We start from the raw sequence: 18,384 nt of genomic DNA on the forward strand, positions 1-18,384 counted from the left end.
GAGGTATCACAAGTGCGAATGCTGACATGAGTAACGACAATGCGAGTGAAAAACTCGCACGCCGAAAGACCAAGGGTTCCTGCGCAACGTTAATCGACGCAGGGTGAGTCGGCCCCTAAGGCGAGGCTGAAGAGCGTAGTCGATGGGAAACGGGTCAATATTCCCGTACTTCTAGTTACTGCGATGGGGGGACGGAGAAGGCTAGGCCAGCTTGGCGTTGGTTGTCCAAGTTTAAGGTGGTAGGCAGAGATCTTAGGTAAATCCGGGATCTTAATGCCGAGAACTGATGACGATCCTTCTTTTAGAAGGAGAAGTGGTTGATGCCATGCTTCCAGGAAAAGCCTCTAAGCTTCAGGTAACTAGGAACCGTACCCCAAACCGACACAGGTGGTTGGGTAGAGAATACCAAGGCGCTTGAGAGAACTCGGGTGAAGGAACTAGGCAAAATGGCACCGTAACTTCGGGAGAAGGTGCGCCGGTGAGGGTGAAGGGTTTACCCCGTAAGCTCATGCCGGTCGAAGATACCAGGCCGCTGCGACTGTTTATTAAAAACACAGCACTCTGCAAACACGAAAGTGGACGTATAGGGTGTGACGCCTGCCCGGTGCCGGAAGGTTAATTGATGGGGTTAGCGCAAGCGAAGCTCTTGATCGAAGCCCCGGTAAACGGCGGCCGTAACTATAACGGTCCTAAGGTAGCGAAATTCCTTGTCGGGTAAGTTCCGACCTGCACGAATGGCGTAACGATGGCGGCGCTGTCTCCACCCGAGACTCAGTGAAATTGAAATCGCTGTGAAGATGCAGTGTATCCGCGGCTAGACGGAAAGACCCCGTGAACCTTTACTATAGCTTTGCACTGGACTTTGAATTTGCTTGTGTAGGATAGGTGGGAGGCTTTGAAGTGGGGACGCCAGTTCTCATGGAGCCATCCTTGAAATACCACCCTGGCAACTTTGAGGTTCTAACTCTGGTCCGTTATCCGGATCGAGGACAGTGTATGGTGGGTAGTTTGACTGGGGCGGTCTCCTCCTAAAGAGTAACGGAGGAGTACGAAGGTGCGCTCAGACCGGTCGGAAATCGGTCGCAGAGTATAAAGGCAAAAGCGCGCTTGACTGCGAGACAGACACGTCGAGCAGGTACGAAAGTAGGTCTTAGTGATCCGGTGGTTCTGTATGGAAGGGCCATCGCTCAACGGATAAAAGGTACTCCGGGGATAACAGGCTGATACCGCCCAAGAGTTCATATCGACGGCGGTGTTTGGCACCTCGATGTCGGCTCATCACATCCTGGGGCTGAAGCCGGTCCCAAGGGTATGGCTGTTCGCCATTTAAAGTGGTACGCGAGCTGGGTTTAGAACGTCGTGAGACAGTTCGGTCCCTATCTGCCGTGGACGTTTGAGATTTGAGAGGGGCTGCTCCTAGTACGAGAGGACCGGAGTGGACGAACCTCTGGTGTTCCGGTTGTCACGCCAGTGGCATTGCCGGGTAGCTATGTTCGGAAGAGATAACCGCTGAAAGCATCTAAGCGGGAAACTTGCCTCAAGATGAGATCTCACTGGAGCCTTGAGCTCCCTAAAGGGCCGTCGAAGACTACGACGTTGATAGGTGGGGTGTGTAAGCGCTGTGAGGCGTTGAGCTAACCCATACTAATTGCCCGTGAGGCTTGACCATATAACACCCAAACAATTTGATGTTTGTGTGTCAGACGGTCGAAGTCGACAAACAAACCGAAAATCAGCATCACTCGCAGAACACCACATGCCCAATTCGGGGAAGCGACTCAACACCGACTCCCCAACCAGATTGCTTGACGACCATAGAGCGTTGGAACCACCTGATCCCATCCCGAACTCAGAAGTGAAACGACGCATCGCCGATGGTAGTGTGGGGCTTCCCCATGTGAGAGTAGGTCATCGTCAAGCTTATACACCAAACCCCCGACCATCTATGATGGCCGGGGGTTTGTCTTTGTGGGCTGGAAAATGATCCACGAGGATGCGAGGCTTCACGTAGATATCTGTTGTGTGAATGTGATTTGTGCTGAGCGCGACAGGGCACGGTCGGCCTCGCTCTGCCATGTTCCTTGAGAATATACCTTGGGGACCGCCTGCTATCCCTTTGAGGCTGTCAGCGAGAAAGCAGCAGTGCGAAGCAGGCGTTAACAGTGTCTTCATCTCGCTGTTCCACTGCGCCGTTAGCGTTATGGGTGCGGCTCGCCTTCAGGCCGGCGAGTCCGGACTATGAGCGATTGGTTTCAGTGCTGGCCGGCCTCGTTACACTTGGATCCGGTTAACCACTAACGAGCCTTGAATGCAGCGATTGAATTCCGATGCTTGTACCGCTTTACCACTGGTCCTGGCCGGACCTTTATTGCGGCGTATAGAAGCGGACAGGCTGGTGTTCTGGCTTGTCGCGTCTGATACGTTGTCGCTGCGCCTGATACTGCAACCTGAGAGCGCCCCAGAACTCGCGATGGAGTGTGACGGCGGGCGTTGCCAACGGGTCCGTTTCGGCGCGTCGGCGTGGCTGCATCTTCTCGATATCCGTCTGGACCAAGCTCTGCCCGTTGACACCTTGGTCGGCTATGACCTTCTTGTTGCTCGCCCCGAGGGCCCGCTTGGGATCGTGGCGTATGCGCCGCACCTGCTCTATCAGGGCGAGTGCCGGCCCGCATTCGTAATCAAGGCGCGATTCGATGATCTCATGCATGGATCCTGTCGAAAGCCGCACCACCCCTCTGCCGATGGGCTGGTGGCCATCGATAGCCTCATCGAGAACGCGCGTCATTGCCCGGCGCGCTGGCCAGCGACACTCTTGATGACCGGGGATCAGGTATATGCCGACGATGTCGCAGGGCCAACGCTCGTCGCCATTCATGCCTTGGTTCGGCGGTTGGGACTCTATGCTGAACAGCTTGAGGGTGCGGTGGTTGGTCACAGCGACGAACTCATGAACCACCCCGCTACCTATTATCGGCGTGAGCAGCTTCTACCGGCCTTCAAATCGAACGAGGCGGTGCGGGAACGCTTTTTTGGCGGAGTGGAGAAGCCAATTTTTACGACTGCTAACGCGCACAACCACCTCGTATCGCTGGGCGAAGTCATGGCGATGTACATGCTGGTGTGGTCGCCCGTGCCTTGGGGCTTGATTGATATGAGCATGCCGATACTCGACGGGAAGCTGGCCGGCCGCTACGCACGGGAAATCCACGCCGTCCAGGCCTTTAGAGCGGGACTGCCGCGGGTCGCCCGAGTATTGGCGCACCTCCCGACATTCATGATCTTTGACGATCACGACATCACTGATGACTGGAACCTGAGTGCCCGCTGGGAAGCGACGGCGTATGGCCATCCCTTCTCGCGGCGGATCATTGGCAATGCCTTGCTTGGTTATCTCCTATGCCAGGCGTGGGGCAACGAGCCTGAGGCCTTTGATGGCTTGCTAGTATCGGTGCAGCGGTTCATGGCAAGCGAAAAGGACGGAACGCTGGATTGCATCGCGCACAACCGCGTCGTCGATGAGGTGTTAAAGCATCCAGGCTGGGGTTACGTCGTGCCGAGCGATCCCCCGGTCGTGGTGCTCGACACCCGTACCCGACGCTGGCGCAGCGAGCGAAACCTGAGCCGGCCTTCCGGGCTGATGGATTGGGAAGCGTTGACGGACTTTCAGCAGGAATTGCTTGATCATCGTTCGGTGATTATCGTCTCGCCGGCGCCGATGTTCGGCGTCAAGCTGATCGAGACCGTACAACGCGCATTCAGCTGGGCCGGGCTGTCGCTGTTGGTCGATGCGGAAAACTGGATGGCCCACCGCGGCGCAGCGCAGGTCATGCTCAACATCTTCCGTCATACCCGCACGCCGGGTAACTACGTGATCCTCTCCGGCGACGTGCACTATTCGTTCGCCTATCAGGTGCATGTCCGTGGGCGGGCAGAAGGGCCGAACATCTGGCAGATCACCAGCAGCGGCGTGAAAAACGAGTTTCCCCGGCGCCTGCTGGATCTGTTCGACCGGCTCAATCGCTGGCTGTATTCACCGCGCTCGCCGCTGAATTGGTTCACCAAGCGCCGCCGGGTGCGGGTCCAACCGTGGTTGCCGAGCCGCAGCCGATCTGGCGAACGCCTGTGGAACGGCTCGGGCATTGGTCGCATTCGGCTCGATGCCGAGGGCCGGCCGTCGCAGGTGCAGCAGATCAACGCCGATGGGTCACCACCTGTGAGCTTCGCTCCCGAACGCGACCAGACGCCTTAGCCGAACGCCGCGCGCAGCTCGGGCAGCGTGGCGTAGTAATACGCTGGCGATTGCGCCATCAGCTCGGCATGGCTGCCGAAGCCGTAGCCCACCGCCGCGGCTTTCAGCCCGTTCTGGTGCGCGCCGATCAGGTCGTGTTTGCGGTCGCCGATCATCAGTGTCTGTTCCCGATCGAGCCCTTCTTCGGCAATCACATGGGCGATCAGCTCGACCTTATTGGTGCGGGTGCCGTCCAGCTCGCTGCCATAGATCAGCTTGAAGTGGTGGTCGAAGGCGAAATGTCGGGCAATCTCGCGGGCGAAGACTGACGGCTTCGAGGTCGCGACGTAGAGCGTCCGGCCTTGCCCGCGCAGGTGTTCGAGCAGCTCCAGCACGCCGTCGAACAGCAGGTTCTCGTACAGCCCGACCGTCTTGAAACGCTCGCGGTAATGACCGACGGCTTCCCAAGCCCGCGCTTCGTCGAAGCCATAGAACTCCATGAATGCCTGCAGCAGCGGCGGCCCGATGAAGGGTTCGAGCTTGCTCAGGTCCGGTTCGTCGATGCCAAGCTGGGCCAGTGCATGCTGAATCGAGCGGGTGATGCCCTCGCGCGGGTCGGTGAGGGTGCCGTCGAGGTCGAAAAGAATGGTGGAGTGGTGCATGGAGGGCGGCCGGCTGCTGGGTGGGTCCACAATTGTCCCGAACCCGCGGCGTCAGGGCAAACGGTGACGGGCTCAGCTGGCCCGCGTTTGCATGTGCTGGGCAAGCGCCTGCGCGGCGGCCAGGTCTTGTTCAATCAGCGCGGCCAGCCAGTCCATGAACGCGCGCACCCGGCGCGGCAGGTTGCGCCGGTGGGCGTATAGCAGCGATGCGCTCATCGGCGCCGGAACGTAGTCCGGCAGCACCATCTGCAGCTCGCCGCTTTCGAGGGCATCGCGGACCCCGGCGAGCGGCACCTGAATCAGGCCAAAACCGCCGATGCAGGCCAGTTTGTAGCTGTCGCTGTTGTTGACCGTCACCCGGCCCTGCATCGGCAGGCACATCGGCTTGCCGTTTTCCTGGTATTCGAAGCCGGCCGAACGTGCGCCGAGCACCGGCACGTAATGGATCAGCTGGTGGTCGGCGAGGTCCGCCAGCGTCTTGGGTATGCCGTGCCGTTCCAGATAGGCCGGGCTGGCGCAGTTCACCAGCGGATAGCGGCCGAGCCGCCGTGCAACCAGGCCGGTGTCTGCCACCTCGCCGATGCGCAACACACAATCGAACCCCTCGCGCACCAGATCCACCAGCCGGTCGGTGGCGCTGACTTCGATCTCGATGGCCGGGTGCCGCTCGAGAAACTCACCCAACCGCGGCATTACCAGGCTGCGCGCCAGGGCCACCGGCAGGTCGATGCGAAGACGCCCGGTGAGCGCGCGGCTGTCACGGAACAGCACCTCGATGTCGTCGGCCTGGTCGAGCATGTCGCGGCTGCGCTCGTACAGCAGCTGGCCATCCTGGGTCGGCTGGACCCGCCGCGTGGTGCGCTGAAGCAGCCGGGCACCGAGGCGTCGCTCCAGCGCGCGAATCTGTTCGGAAACGGTGGAGCGGGGTAGGCCGAGGTTGTCCGCCGCAGCGGTGAAGCTGGCCAGTTCATAGACGCGGACAAAGGTCCGCAGCAGTTCGAGAATGTTGGTCATGACGGTCTCGATTGGTCGGTGTGTACGAACAGTCTATCCAAGCTTAATGGATTTAACCGGGCATCCTGGGCCAATACGCTGGTCCCGTCACCAACCAGTCGGGAGATCCCCCATGAAACGCAAACTCGCTTTGATCACCGGTGCCAGCCGCGGGCTGGGGCGTAGTGCGGCCCTGCATCTCGCCGCAGAAGGCGTCGACATCATCGGCACCTACCACAGCAAAGCGGCCGAGGCGCAGGCGGTGGCGCACGAGATCGAAAACCGCGGCGCGCGGGCCTTGATGCTGCAGCTGGATGTGACGCAAAGCGCGAGCTTCCCGGCGTTCGCCGAGCGCTTGCGCGGTGCGCTGCCGGAGCGCTTCGGCCGTTCCGATATCGATTTTCTGTTCAATAACGCGGGCGTCGGCGAGCACGTGAGCTTCGTCGACACCAGCGAGGCGCAGTTCGACCTGCTGATGAACATGCATCTCAAGGGGCCGTTCTTCCTGACCCAGACGCTGCTGCCGCTGATCGCTGACGGCGGGCGCATCCTCAACGTCTCCAGTGGTCTGGCCCGTTTTTCGCTGCCGGGCTACGCCGCCTACGCCGCGATGAAAGGCGGCATCGAAGTGCTGACCCGCTATCAGGCGCGCGAGCTGGGTGCGCGTGGCATCAGCGTCAACGTGATCGCCCCGGGAGCCATCGAAACCGACTTCGGTGGCGGCGCGGTGCGTGACAACGCCGACCTCAACGCCTTCGTCGCCAGCAACACGGCCTTGGGGCGGGTGGGGCAGGCCGATGACATCGGTCTCGCCGTGGCCGCCCTGTTCGGCGAGGGCGGACGCTGGATCAATGGGCAGCGGATCGAGGCGTCGGGCGGGATGTTTCTCTAGCGGGGCGTGACCGCCGGATCGCGGGCAGAGCCCGCTCTTACAGGAACCGTGCGTGCGAGGATGGCTGCGAGCGGGCGTGGCTGGGTCGGCTTTTGTGGGAGCGACCTTGGTTGCGAATGAGTGTCTGGAGTGGCTCGGCGTGGCTCCGGGGTCGCGGGCAGAGCCCGCTCCTACAGGGGCGTGCGTGTAGGTTGGCTGCGTGCTGGCTTCGCTGGGTCTGCTTTTCTTGTAGGAGCGGCCTTGGTCGCGAATAGGGGCTTGGAGTAGCACGGCGCGGCTCCGGATCGCGGGCAGAGCCCGCTCTTACAGGAACCGTGCGTGCGAGGATGGCTGCGAGCGGGCGTTGCTGGGTCGGCTTTTTGTGGAAGCGACCTTGGTCGCGAATAGGGGCTTGGAGTGGCACGGCGCGGCTCCGGGGCGAGGGCAGAGCCCGCTCCTACAGAGTGTCTAGCAGCGCCGCGCCAGGCCACGGCGCGTTGTGGGCCTGCGTCGGTCGTCAGCCGTCGCAGCCCTCGGCCAAGTGCTGATTTTTCAGCTTCACGTAATTGACGGCGGTATAGCTGAAGAAGCTGCGCTCTTTTTCGGTCAGCGGCCGGGCCTGCTTCACCGGGCTGCCGACGTAGAGGTAACCGCTTTCCAGCGTCTTGCCCGGTGGCACCAGGCTGCCGGCGCCGATGATGACCTCGTCTTCGACCACCGCCCCGTCCATCACGATCGAACCCATGCCCACCAAGATGCGGCTGCCCAGGGTGCAGCCGTGCAGCGTGACCTTGTGACCGACGGTGACTTCGTCGCCGATGGTCAGCGGGAAGCCGTCCGGGTTGAACGGGCCGGCGTGGGTGATGTGCAACACGCTGCCGTCCTGGATGCTGGTGCGCGCGCCGATGCGGATGCGATGCATATCGCCGCGGATCACGGTCAGCGGCCAGACGGAGCTGTCTTCGCCGATCTCGATGTCGCCGATGAGCACGGCGCTGGGGTCGACGAAGACGCGCTCGCCGAGTGCCGGCGTGTGGCCTTGGAAGGTTCGGATGCTCATGGGTGGCTCCTGTAGACGTAAGGACGCTCGGTCACTGATAGACCCGACCTTCGGCGGCGTTGCTGCCGGGACGGAAGAATTCGCCCGGCGTGGCGCCGAACTGTTCACGAAAGGCGGCGATAAACGCCGATAGGGATTCATAACCGCAGCCCAGCGCCACGTCGGTCACCCGCTCGCCACGCTCCAGTGCCGGCAGGGCGCTGAGCAGCCGCATGCGCTGGCGCCAGGCACGGAAGGTCAGGCCGGTTTCGCGCAGGAACAGCCGGCTCAGGGTCCGTTCCGAAACGCCGAGGGTACGGCTCCAGTCGGCCAGCCCTTCCTGGGATTCCGGTTGCGCCTGCAGGCTTTTGCACAACCGATGCAAACGTGGCTCGGCCGGCAGCGGCAGCACCAGTTCGACCTCCGGCGCGCAACCTAGTTGATCGAGCAGCACCTGCACCAGGCGCCCCTCCGCGCCGTCTTCGGCATAGGCTTCGGGCAGGGTGCTGAAATGCCGGATCAGTTCGCGCAGCAGCGGGCTGACCTGCAGCACGCGGCAATGCTCGGGCGCATCGCCGGCCACGGCTCGGTCGATGTAGAGGCTGCGGATGCAGGTGTCCGGCGCGCAGAAGACCTGGTGTGTCACGCCGGCCGGAATCCACACCGCACGCAGCGGTGGCGCAATGAAGCGACCATTGTCGGTGCGCACTTCGAGCACGCCTTCGACCGCGTGGGACAGCTGCACCCAGGGATGGCTGTGGCGGTAGCCAAGCTTGAGGTTGGGCGGTGAGTCGAGCTGGCCATAGACCGGCCGTGGCAGCGACTTGAGCGCACCGAGGCGGGTGATCAGCGCGGCTTCTTGTCCGATTGGCGACATTTCGTGCCTGCTTGGCGTTAGTCGGAAGGTGGCGCCCACGTTAAGGTCGATTCCTGTCGCCCGCAAGCCCAAGGAAGCCGTTCAATGGCCAAGCTCCGAATCGTCTTTGACAACTTCACCCTGGCCCTGCTCGCCGTGGTTGCCATCGCTACCCTGTTTCCCTGCGAAGGGCGCGGCGCGGTGTTCTTCGAATGGCTGACGGCCGCCGCCATCGCCCTGCTGTTCTTCATGCACGGCGCCAAGCTGTCGCGAGAAGCCATCCTCGCCGGTGCCGGTCACTGGCGCCTGCATCTGTTGGTGTTCGCCTGTACCTTCGTCATGTTTCCGCTGCTGGGGCTGGCACTGAAACCGGTGCTGACCCCGCTGGTGGGCAACGAGCTGTACATGGGCATGCTCTATCTCTGTGCGTTGCCCGCCACGGTGCAGTCGGCTATCGCCTTTACCTCACTGGCGCGCGGCAATGTGCCCGCCGCGATCTGCAGCGCCGCGGCGTCCAGCCTGATCGGCATCTTCCTCACACCTCTGCTGGTGCTGCTGTTGATGGGCGTCGAAGGCGATAGCGGCTCGACGCTGGACTCGATCGGCAAGATCGTCCTGCAATTGCTGGTGCCTTTCATCGCCGGGCAGGTCGCGCGCCGCTGGATCGGCGCCTGGGTGACGCGCAACAAGAGCTGGCTGAAGACGGTCGATCAAAGCTCGATCCTGCTGGTGGTCTACACGGCGTTCAGTGGCGCAGTGGTCGAGGGTCTCTGGCAGCTTGTGCCGCTGGGTCATCTGCTGGGGCTGGTCGTCGCTTGCTGCCTGCTGCTGGCCATCGTGCTGTGGCTGACGGCCATGCTGGCCAAGCTGTTCGGCTTCAATCTGGAAGACCGCATCACCATCCTCTTCGCTGGTTCGAAGAAGAGCCTGGCGACCGGCGTGCCCATGGCGCAGGTGCTGTTCGCCACCAGCGCGGTCGGCATGATCATCCTGCCGCTGATGCTGTTTCACCAGATCCAGCTGATGGTCTGCACCGTGCTCGCCCAACGCTATGCGCGGCGGCCTGAATTGCCCGAGGAGGTGGCGGTCCAATAACCGGTACGGATGCCCGCTGCCCGCGTCGTTTGGTCGTACATAGAGCCGCTCTATCGCCGCGTTCCCCAGCTGCGCGGTCGGGCATTTGTCTTTAACATGCACCGGTGATCATTCATTCAGAAGGGGCAACTGCCGTGACCGATACCAACCCGCTGCTTCGGGACTTCGACCTGCCGCCCTATTCCGAGATTCGCCCGGAGCACGTCGAGCCGGCGGTCGATACCGTCCTCGGCGAGAACCGCGTCGCCTTGCAGGAGTTGCTCAGCCGCCCGGCCGAGAGCCTTGACTGGAGCACCCTGGTGGTCGGCCTCGACGAAATGAACGAGCGCCTCAGCCGCGCCTGGGGCCCGGTCAGCCACCTCAACGCGGTGCGCAACAACCCCGAATTGCGCAGCGCCTACGAGGCCTGCTTGCCGAAGCTGTCGGCCTACGCCACCGAATTGGGTCAGAACGCCGACCTGTTTGCCGCCTACCAGGCGCTGTCGGTGAGCCCCGAGGCCGACGGCTTCGATGTGGCGCAAAAGACCATCATCGACCACGCCCTGCGTGATTTCCGCCTCTCCGGCATCGATCTGCCGCCAGCCGAGCAGCAACGCTTCGGCGCGATCCGCATGAAGCTCGCCGAGCTGGGCAGCACCTTTTCCAACCAGCTGCTCGATGCCACCCAGGCCTGGACCAAGCACGTCACCGACGAAAGCCTGCTGGCCGGCATCACCGATTCGGCCAAGGCGCAGATGGCCGAAGCCGCCAAGGCCAAGGAGCTGGATGGCTGGCTGATCAGTCTCGAATTCCCCAGCTACTACGCCGTGATGACCTACGCCGACAATCGTGAGCTGCGCGAAGAGGTCTACGTCGCCTATTCCACCCGTGCTTCCGACCAAGGGCCGAACGCCGGCCAGTTCGACAATGGCCCGGTGATGGAGCAGATCCTTGACCTGCGTCAGGAACTGGCGCAGCTGCTGGGCTTCGGCAACTACGCCGAGCTGTCGTTGGCGACCAAGATGGCCGATAGCACCGACCAGGTGCTGGGCTTCCTGCGGGATCTAGCCACGCGCAGCAAGCCGTTCGCCGAGCGCGACCTGAAAGAGTTGCGCGCCTTCGCCGCTGAGCAGGGTGTCACCGATCTGCAGAGCTGGGATGTCAATTACTTCGGCGAGAAGCTGCGCCAGGCCCGCTACAGCCTGAGTCAGGAAGAACTGCGTGCGTACTTCCCGGTGGATAAGGTGCTGTCCGGCCTGTTTGCCATCGTCAAGCGCCTGTACGGCATCGAGATTCACGAGCTGGAGCACTTCGACAGCTGGCATCCGGATGTTCGCCTGTTCGAAATCCGTGAGAAGGGCGAGCACGTCGGGCGCTTCTTCTTCGACCTTTACGCGCGGGCCAACAAGCGCGGTGGCGCCTGGATGGATGGGGCGCGCGACAAGCGCCGTACCTGCCTCGGCACGCTGCAAACGCCGGTCGCCAACCTGGTCTGCAACTTCACTCCGCCAGTGGGTGAGCGCCCGGCGCTGCTGACGCACGATGAAGTCACCACGCTCTTTCACGAGTTCGGCCATGGCCTGCACCACCTGCTGACCCAGGTTGAGCATGCCGGTGCCTCGGGCATCAACGGTGTGGCCTGGGACGCGGTCGAGCTGCCGAGCCAGTTCATGGAAAACTGGTGCTGGGAGCCAGAAGGCCTGGCGCTGATCTCAGGCCACTACCAGACCGGTGAAACCCTGCCGCAGGATCTGCTCGACAAGATGCTGGCTGCGAAGAACTTCCAGTCCGGCCTGATGATGGTGCGCCAGCTGGAGTTCTCACTGTTCGACTTCGAACTGCACGCCACCCATGGCGACGGCCGCAGCGTGCTGCAGGTCCTGGAGAGCATCCGCGACGAGGTCTCGGTCATGCGTCCGCCGGCCAGCAATCGCTTCCCCAACAGCTTCGCGCACATCTTCTCTGGCGGTTATGCGGCGGGCTATTACAGCTACAAGTGGGCCGAGGTGCTGTCCTCCGATGCCTTCTCGCGCTTCGAGGAAGAGGGCGTGTTCAACCCCGACACCGGCCGCGCCTTCCGCGACGCCATCCTGGCGCGCGGCGGCTCGCAGGAGCCGATGGTGCTGTTCGTCGACTTCCGCGGTCGCGAGCCGTCGACCGACGCCTTGCTGCGCCACCTCGGCCTGACGGAGAACGTGGCATGAGCGACGCGCCCAAGGTGACCACCAAGCGCTTCATCGCCGGGGCTGTATGCCCGGCGTGCAGCGCCAGCGACAGCATCAAGATGTGGGATGTCGACGGCGTTCCGCATCGCGAATGCGTCGAGTGCGGCTACGCCGATACCCTCAACGCCCAGGGCCAGTCGGTGCCCATGGAATTAGGTACGCGGGTCAACCAGGCCAAGCCGAAGCCGGCCGATCCGCAGGTGCAGGCCGTGCAATTCTTTCCCAATCCAAAGCTGAAGAAAAAAACCGACTGATCCGAAGGAGGCTCGCCATGTGGCATCTCACCTGTGGCGACCTCGCGGCGGACAACGTCCGGCAGTTGCTGGCCGAAGGCAATGAGCTTCGGATCCTGCGGGATGATCTTGCGGTTGGCCCCCTTGCCGATATCGAATCACCGCCTTGCGCTGAGCGGGTGGTGTTCTGGGAGCGCGTCTGGCCTGCCAGGCTGGAGCCTCAGCCCGACTTCGCCGGTGTGGCGGCCGACGCCGAATGGCTCGCCAGCATCGGCACCCAGTCGCGCCAATTCACGGTCTGGCATGGCGATAGTGCGTCCGAACAGCTGATGTTGGCGCGCGTGGCGGCGGCGCTTGAAGGCTCGCCGTTACCGTTTTACGAAGTCGTGTGCGGCACTGGTGACAGCCGCGCCGGTGCCCGCATGGCAGTGTCCATGCACGCACCCGATGCCTTGGCAGCGCTTTATCAGCCGCGCCTTGTAGAGCCGATCCGAACGGCCAACCTCGCCAGCCAATGGCGCGCTGCCGTTGCTGAAAATGCAGCGATACGGCGTTGGGTCGATGGGCGCTTCGTTGGCGAGGACAATGCGCAGATCGACGAAGCATTAGTTGGGGCCTGCCGCGACGACTGGATGCCATTGGCACGCGCCATGGCCGAGGTCATGGGCCACTGCAATGGGTTCTTCGCCACGGACATGTTTCTCTACTGGCGCGCCCGCGAGCTGGCGAGACGCGGCGTTCTTTTGCTCAGTGACGACGCGCAGGCTGAATACAGCAAGGTGCAGGTGCGACGTCCTTCGAGCTGACTCGATCTCGGCCGTCTGCAGGGGGCTGGCTCGATAGGCGCAATCAACCTACGCGACGGGCGGGTGCGGTGACATTGGCGATGCTTCGCCATGTTCTGATACTGTATCGATATACAGTATTCCGGAGCCTGCCATGTACCCGCCGAAGAGCACGCCGCGCGGTCGCGGCACTGCGATCAACCCGGACAATCGTTTCGCCCCGACTCGCAGCGAGGCGTACGACGATGGCTGGGAGCAGGACGTGCCCACGACCCGCGCGACCGAAGTGCGATTCGAGACGGCGAAAAGCGTGCTCACCCGCAACCAGTCACCGGATGTCGGCTTCGATCGTTCGGTCAATCCCTATCGCGGCTGTGAGCACGGCTGCATCTACTGCTTTGCGCGGCCGAGCCATGCGTACTGGGACATGTCGCCCGGCATCGACTTCGAGACTCGGTTGATTGCGAAGACCAACCTCGCCGAGCGCCTGGAGCAAGAGCTGAGCAAACGAGGCTACGTACCGCAGCCCATCGCCCTCGGGGTGAACACCGATGCCTATCAACCGCTGGAACGCGAGCAGCAGCTGACGCGTCAGGCGCTGGAGGCGCTGCTGCGCTTCAAGCATCCGGTGCACATCATCACCAAGGGCTCGCTGGTGCTGCGCGATCTCGACCTGCTGGTGCCGTTGGCGGAACAACGATTGGTCAGCGTCTCGGTCAGCCTCACCACGTTAGACGATGAACTCAAGCGCATCATGGAGCCGCGTGCGGCCTCGCCGTCGGCCCGGCTTCGCGTGCTGCGCACATTGAACGAAGCGGGCGTGCCGGTCAGTGTGATGTGCGCGCCGATGATTCCCATGATCAATGACATGGAGCTGGAACGCATGCTCGAGGCCGCACGTGATGCCGGGGCCCGCTCAGCCGGTTACGTGCTGCTGCGGCTGCCCCATGAGGTGGCTACGTTGTTCGATGAGCGGCTGCAGGAGCATTTCCCTCAGCGGGCCGCGCATGTGATGAGCCTGGTCCGCCAGTCACGAGGCGGCAAGGATTACGACAGCCGTTTTGGCAGCCGCATGCGCGGCGAAGGGCAGTTCGCTCAACTGCTGGCCCAGCGCTTCCAGCTGGCCTGCAAGCGATTGGGTTTTACTCGCCGCGACCAGAACTACGGTCTCGACTGCACCCGGTTCGCCGTGCCGGGCGTGCAGATGTCACTGCTCTAGCGCTATTCCATACGCTCGACATGGCATCACTGCGCAATTGGACGTTTCGTCTGAAAGCGGCGAGATAGAGCGGTTCGTTCAGTTTCGGTTAAGTCTCGGTGACTAGCCTCCAGGCAGGCGTGACCAGTCAGTCACGGGCCGCAGTGGGCCCGGACGATGGCGCGCCCATCGCCCATCAGGAGACCCGCCATGCGTGAACCCATCCATACCCGCCCCGAGCCCATCGACTTGCCTGCACGCGGCGAAAGCGCCGACGAGTCCTTCACCCGTCTCGTCGACGGCTTTCGCCGCTTCCGTACTGAGATCTACCCCGAACAGCAGGCGCTGTTCACTCGCCTGGCCAGAGCCCAGCAACCGCGCGCCATGTTCATCACGTGCGCCGATTCGCGCATCGTGCCGGAGCTGATTACCCAGAGTTCGCCCGGCGATCTGTTTGTCACCCGCAACGTCGGCAATGTGGTGCCACCGTACGGCCAGATGAACGGCGGCGTGTCGACGGCCATCGAATACGCCGTGATGGTGCTCAACGTCCAGCACATCATCATCTGTGGCCATTCCGATTGCGGCGCGATGAAAGCGGTGCTGAACCCGCATGGGCTGGAGCGGATGCCCACGGTCCGCGCCTGGCTGCGGCATTGTGAGGTCGCGCGCAGCTTGGTCGAGCAGAACTGTGGCTGCGGCGGCGAGCACCTTGGTGTGCTCACCGAAGAAAATGTCGTGGCTCAGCTGGACCATCTGCGTACGCACCCCTCTGTCGCCGCGCGGCTGGCAGGCGGCCAGCTCGCTATTCATGGTTGGGTGTACTGCATCGAGACGAGTGAGATCCTCGCCTATGACGCCCGGTCGGGCCGCTTTGCGCCCCTCGACGGTGACGGGCAGGTACCGGTGGCGACGCCGGTTCCGCGCTATGCGTCAGCCTGAGGAGGTGACCATGAACCTAGATTCGATCAAGGCGAACCTGCCGCGGGACCTGATGGCCTCGGTGGTGGTTTTCCTAGTAGCGCTTCCGCTCTGCATGGGCATCGCCATCGCATCGGGCATGCCCCCGGCCAAAGGCGTGGTGACCGGCATCATCGGCGGATTGGTGGTTGGCTGGCTGTCTGGCGCACCGTTGCAGGTCAGCGGCCCGGCCGCAGGGCTTACGGTATTGGTGTTCGAGCTGGTGCAGCAGTATGGCGCGGCCATGCTGGGGCCGATTCTGTTGTTGGCTGGCGCGCTCCAACTGCTGGCGGGGCGGCTGAAGTGGGGATGCTGGTTCCGAGTCACGGCGCCTGCGGTGGTATACGGGATGCTGGCGGGCATCGGCATCCTCATCGTGCTATCGCAGCTGCATGTGATGATGGATGCTCAGCCGGCTGCCTCGGGATTGGGCAACCTCAGCGCTTTTCCGGGCGCGCTGTGGTCGGCGTTGCCGTTTCAAGGTAATGGCGACGGCATGCTGGCCGCGTCGCTCGGTTTGCTGACGATCGCCTGCATGTGGCTGTGGGATCGCGTCCGGCCTCAGCGCCTGCGCCTGTTGCCAGGTGCATTGCTCGGGGTCGCGGCGGCGACGTTAGTAGGCTTGTGGTTGGGGCTGGACGTGCGCCGCGTCGAGGTGCCAGACAACCTCGCCGAGGCGGTGACCTGGCTGCGACCGGCCGACATGTTGGCGCTAGCCGATCCAGGGCTGCTGGTCGCAGCGCTGGCACTGGCCTTCATCGCCAGTGCCGAGACGCTGCTTTCGGCTGCTGCGGTGGACCGTATGCACCAGGGCCCGCGGGCTGATTTCGATCGAGAGCTGGCGGCGCAGGGTATCGGCAACATGCTGTGCGGTGTAGTCGGCGCGCTGCCGATGACCGGCGTGATCGTACGCAGCTCGGCGAACGTGCAAGCAGGGGCGCGGACGCGCCTGTCAGCGATGCTGCATGCGGTGTGGCTGCTCGCGGCGGTGGTGCTGTTGGCGACGTTGCTCGAGCGAATCCCGGTGGCGAGCCTGGCGGGCGTGCTGATTTATACCGGCTTCAAGCTGATCGACTTGAAGGCGCTGCGCCAGCTGGGCCGTTACGGGCGCATGGCGATGCTGATCCACGTCGCGACGGCGCTGACCATTGTCGCCACCGACCTGCTGACCGGCGTGCTGGTGGGCTTTGCCTTGACCCTCGCGCAATTGGCCTGGCAGGCGTCGCGCCTGAAGATCAACCTGACCTGCAACGGCCGCCAGGTCGAGTTGCGCATGCAGGGCGCGGCGACCTTTCTCAAGGTGCCACAACTGTCGAAGGCGCTCGAATCGGTCCCACAGGGTGCCTGGCTGCAGGTGCCGATGGAGCATCTGCGCTACATCGACCATGCCTGCATGGAGCTGCTCGAGGAGTGGCGGCGTTCCAACGACGTGCACGGCGCTCGGCTGATCATCGAGCCACGCGCACTGACGCGGCGTGTCGAGGGGCGGCGTCGACAGGCGGAGCACTTGGCCGGCACCGCATAGGGGAACTAATCGGAGCCGCAGGCCACCTGACTCTCTGGCAAGGGGCGCTTGAAGTGCGTTCCCAGATCGCAGCGCATCGGCTATCCCGGTGCGCTGCTGTTCGTTCTGGAGGACTGAATTGGACGTTTTTATCGATCTGCTGCAGTGGCCCGCTATGGTCGTCACGGTTCTGGCGGCCTGGCTTATCGGCTCGCTGAAGCCGCGGCGGCGCACGGTGGGCTTCTGGTGCTTTCTGCTGAGCAACCTGCTCTGGGTGATCTGGGGTTGGTCCGCCGAAGCCTGGGCGTTGATCACGCTGCAGGTGTGCCTGGCGCTGATGAACATCCGTGGCGTGAAGAAAAACGACCACCCCGCAGAGGCCGAAGCCAGAGCCTGATGTTGACTAAATTGCCAGTCTTCAAACGCTGTCTATACTCCGATCGTAGGCGTACTGATCGAATCCGACTGTGCGTGCAAAGCGAAGCCTGGCAACCAGGAATTGGGGGGAGCCAGTTCGGAGCCTAGTCTGGATGTTGGTGCGAGCGATTTGCTTGCCCGCAGCCGGACAGCAGCAGTCGGCGGGATAACAAGAACCATAAGGGGAACCCGCAATGCCGCGACATCCACGAGCCTGGATGGGGATCGGACTGTGTTCGCTGTTCGGTCAGGCCGAAGCGGCCTGGGACGTGAACATGCGCTCCGGCGCCACAGAAGTCAGTCGTTCCGTCTTCGACCTGCACATGACCATCTTCTGGATCTGCGTGATCATCGGCGTGCTGGTGTTCGCTGTGATGTTCTGGTCGATGCTTGCGCACCACCGCTCCAAGCGGAAGACGTCAGCCAATTTCCATGAAAACACCAAAGTCGAAGTGCTTTGGACCATCATCCCGTTGCTGATTCTTGTCGGCATGGCAGTACCGGCCACGCGCACGCTGATCCACATCTACGATGCGTCGGAGTCGGACGTCGACATCCAGATCACCGGTTATCAGTGGAAGTGGCACTACAAGTACCTGGGTGAGGACGTCGAGTTCTTCAGCAACCTCACCACCCCACGCGACCAGATCAACAACCTCGAACCGAAGGGCGAGCATTACTTGCTGGAGGTTGATGAGCCTCTGGTGATCCCGACGGGCGCCAAGGTGCGCTTCCTGATCACCGCGGCCGATGTCATCCATTCCTGGTGGGTGCCGGACCTGGCGGTGAAAAAGGACGCCATCCCAGGATTCATCAATGAATCCTGGACCCGCATCGATGAGCCCGGCATCTACCGCGGCCAGTGCACCGAACTCTGTGGCAAGGACCACGGCTTCATGCCCGTGGTGGTCGACGTCAAGACGCCCGAGGACTACGCCACCTGGCTCGGCGAGAAGAAAGCCGAGGCTGCCAAGCTTGCCGAGCTGACCAGCAAGGAATGGACGCTCGAAGAGCTCGTCGAGCGTGGCGAGAAGGTGTACCAGTCCAACTGCGCCAGCTGCCACCAGCCCACCGGCGAAGGCCTGCCGCCGATGTTCCCGGCGCTCAAGGGTTCGCCCATCGCCACCGGCGAACCGGAAGGGCACATCACTATCGTCGTCAAAGGTAAGCCGGGCACCTCGATGCCGGCGTTCGGGCCGCAGCTATCGGAAGTCGATATTGCCGCAGTCATCACCTACGAGCGTAACGCCTGGGGCAACGACAAGGGCGACATGGTCACGCCGAAAGACGTGCTCGACTTCAAACAGGCCGAAGAAGCCAGTCAATAAGAGGAGTGGCG

15 protein-coding genes and 2 rRNA genes (1 of these 17 cut by a window edge) are annotated in these 18,384 nt (G+C 62.7%); 13 read left to right on the plus strand and 4 right to left on the minus strand.

All coding sequences use genetic code 11. From position 1 onward, the window contains the following. From M1D78_RS00505 to M1D78_RS00515, 3 genes are all read left to right on the plus strand, one after another. Nucleotides 1–1,669 (plus strand): 23S ribosomal RNA (locus tag M1D78_RS00505) (it extends 1,222 nt beyond the left edge of the window). A gap of 135 nt (nt 1,670–1,804) precedes the next feature. Continuing rightward, nucleotides 1,805–1,920, plus strand: a 5S ribosomal RNA gene (gene rrf, locus M1D78_RS00510). 388 nt (nt 1,921–2,308) lie between these two features. Next, entirely contained in the window at nt 2,309–4,249 is a 1,941-nt protein-coding gene (locus M1D78_RS00515) for a metallophosphoesterase family protein (RefSeq protein ID WP_437422498.1), read from the plus strand. Here M1D78_RS00515 and M1D78_RS00520 read toward each other — a convergent pair. Then, complete coding sequence (locus M1D78_RS00520) at nt 4,246–4,890, minus strand: HAD family hydrolase (RefSeq protein ID WP_437422497.1); 645 nt, start codon at nt 4,888–4,890, stop codon at nt 4,246–4,248. The genes M1D78_RS00515 and M1D78_RS00520 overlap by 4 nt on opposite strands. 72 nt (nt 4,891–4,962) lie before the next feature. Continuing rightward, nucleotides 4,963–5,904, minus strand: coding sequence for a LysR family transcriptional regulator (locus tag M1D78_RS00525; protein WP_437422496.1), 942 nt, complete (start codon nt 5,902–5,904; stop codon nt 4,963–4,965). Nucleotides 5,905–6,016: 112 nt separating this feature from the next. Here M1D78_RS00525 and M1D78_RS00530 point away from each other — a divergent pair, with 112 nt between their 5' ends. Then, nucleotides 6,017–6,775 carry an SDR family NAD(P)-dependent oxidoreductase gene (locus M1D78_RS00530; protein WP_437422495.1) on the plus strand — a complete coding sequence of 253 codons (759 nt, stop codon included), beginning with the start codon at nt 6,017–6,019 and terminating at the stop codon, nt 6,773–6,775. 496 nt (nt 6,776–7,271) lie between these two features. Here the strand turns inward: M1D78_RS00530 and M1D78_RS00535 are convergent, their stop codons facing one another. After that, nucleotides 7,272–7,814, minus strand: coding sequence for a gamma carbonic anhydrase family protein (locus M1D78_RS00535; protein WP_437422494.1), 543 nt, complete (start codon nt 7,812–7,814; stop codon nt 7,272–7,274). Nucleotides 7,815–7,845: 31 nt separating this feature from the next. After that, the gene (locus M1D78_RS00540) at nt 7,846–8,670 is read right to left on the minus strand and encodes an AraC family transcriptional regulator (RefSeq protein WP_437422493.1); all 825 of its coding nucleotides are present in this window, start codon (nt 8,668–8,670) and stop codon (nt 7,846–7,848) included. Nucleotides 8,671–8,754: 84 nt separating this feature from the next. Here M1D78_RS00540 and M1D78_RS00545 point away from each other — a divergent pair, with 84 nt between their 5' ends. The 9 genes from M1D78_RS00545 (at nt 8,755) to coxB (ending at nt 18,373) form a co-directional block, all read left to right on the plus strand. Next, nucleotides 8,755–9,744 (plus strand): bile acid:sodium symporter family protein, encoded by a 990-nt coding sequence (locus M1D78_RS00545; RefSeq protein WP_437422492.1) that lies wholly within the window; start codon nt 8,755–8,757, stop codon nt 9,742–9,744. 134 nt (nt 9,745–9,878) lie between these two features. Then, entirely contained in the window at nt 9,879–11,927 is a 2,049-nt protein-coding gene (gene prlC, locus M1D78_RS00550; RefSeq protein WP_437422491.1) for an oligopeptidase A, read from the plus strand. Then, a complete protein-coding gene (locus tag M1D78_RS00555; protein WP_437422490.1) occupies nt 11,924–12,202 on the plus strand; it encodes a YheV family putative zinc ribbon protein in 279 nt (92 codons plus the stop codon). The genes prlC and M1D78_RS00555 overlap by 4 nt, the downstream gene beginning before the upstream one ends. Nucleotides 12,203–12,219: 17 nt before the next feature. Beyond that, nucleotides 12,220–12,987: a DUF1835 domain-containing protein gene (locus M1D78_RS00560; RefSeq protein ID WP_437422489.1), complete on the plus strand. Its 768-nt coding sequence runs from the start codon at nt 12,220–12,222 to the stop codon at nt 12,985–12,987. 133 nt (nt 12,988–13,120) lie between these two features. Beyond that, nucleotides 13,121–14,185: a PA0069 family radical SAM protein gene (locus M1D78_RS00565; RefSeq protein WP_437422488.1), complete on the plus strand. Its 1,065-nt coding sequence runs from the start codon at nt 13,121–13,123 to the stop codon at nt 14,183–14,185. Between the two features lie 189 nt (nt 14,186–14,374). Next, a complete protein-coding gene (locus M1D78_RS00570) occupies nt 14,375–15,106 on the plus strand; it encodes a carbonic anhydrase (protein WP_437422487.1) in 732 nt (243 codons plus the stop codon). A gap of 10 nt (nt 15,107–15,116) precedes the next feature. Then, a complete protein-coding gene (locus tag M1D78_RS00575) occupies nt 15,117–16,649 on the plus strand; it encodes a SulP family inorganic anion transporter (RefSeq protein WP_437422486.1) in 1,533 nt (510 codons plus the stop codon). 118 nt (nt 16,650–16,767) lie between these two features. Next, nucleotides 16,768–17,025, plus strand: a complete 258-nt coding sequence (locus M1D78_RS00580) for a hypothetical protein (protein WP_437422485.1) — start codon at nt 16,768–16,770, stop codon at nt 17,023–17,025. Nucleotides 17,026–17,239: 214 nt separating this feature from the next. After that, nucleotides 17,240–18,373, plus strand: a complete 1,134-nt coding sequence (gene coxB, locus M1D78_RS00585; protein ID WP_437422484.1) for a cytochrome c oxidase subunit II — start codon at nt 17,240–17,242, stop codon at nt 18,371–18,373. Nucleotides 18,374–18,384: the final 11 nt, after the last annotated feature.

The organism is Pseudomonas sp. SA195, from assembly GCF_054131565.1.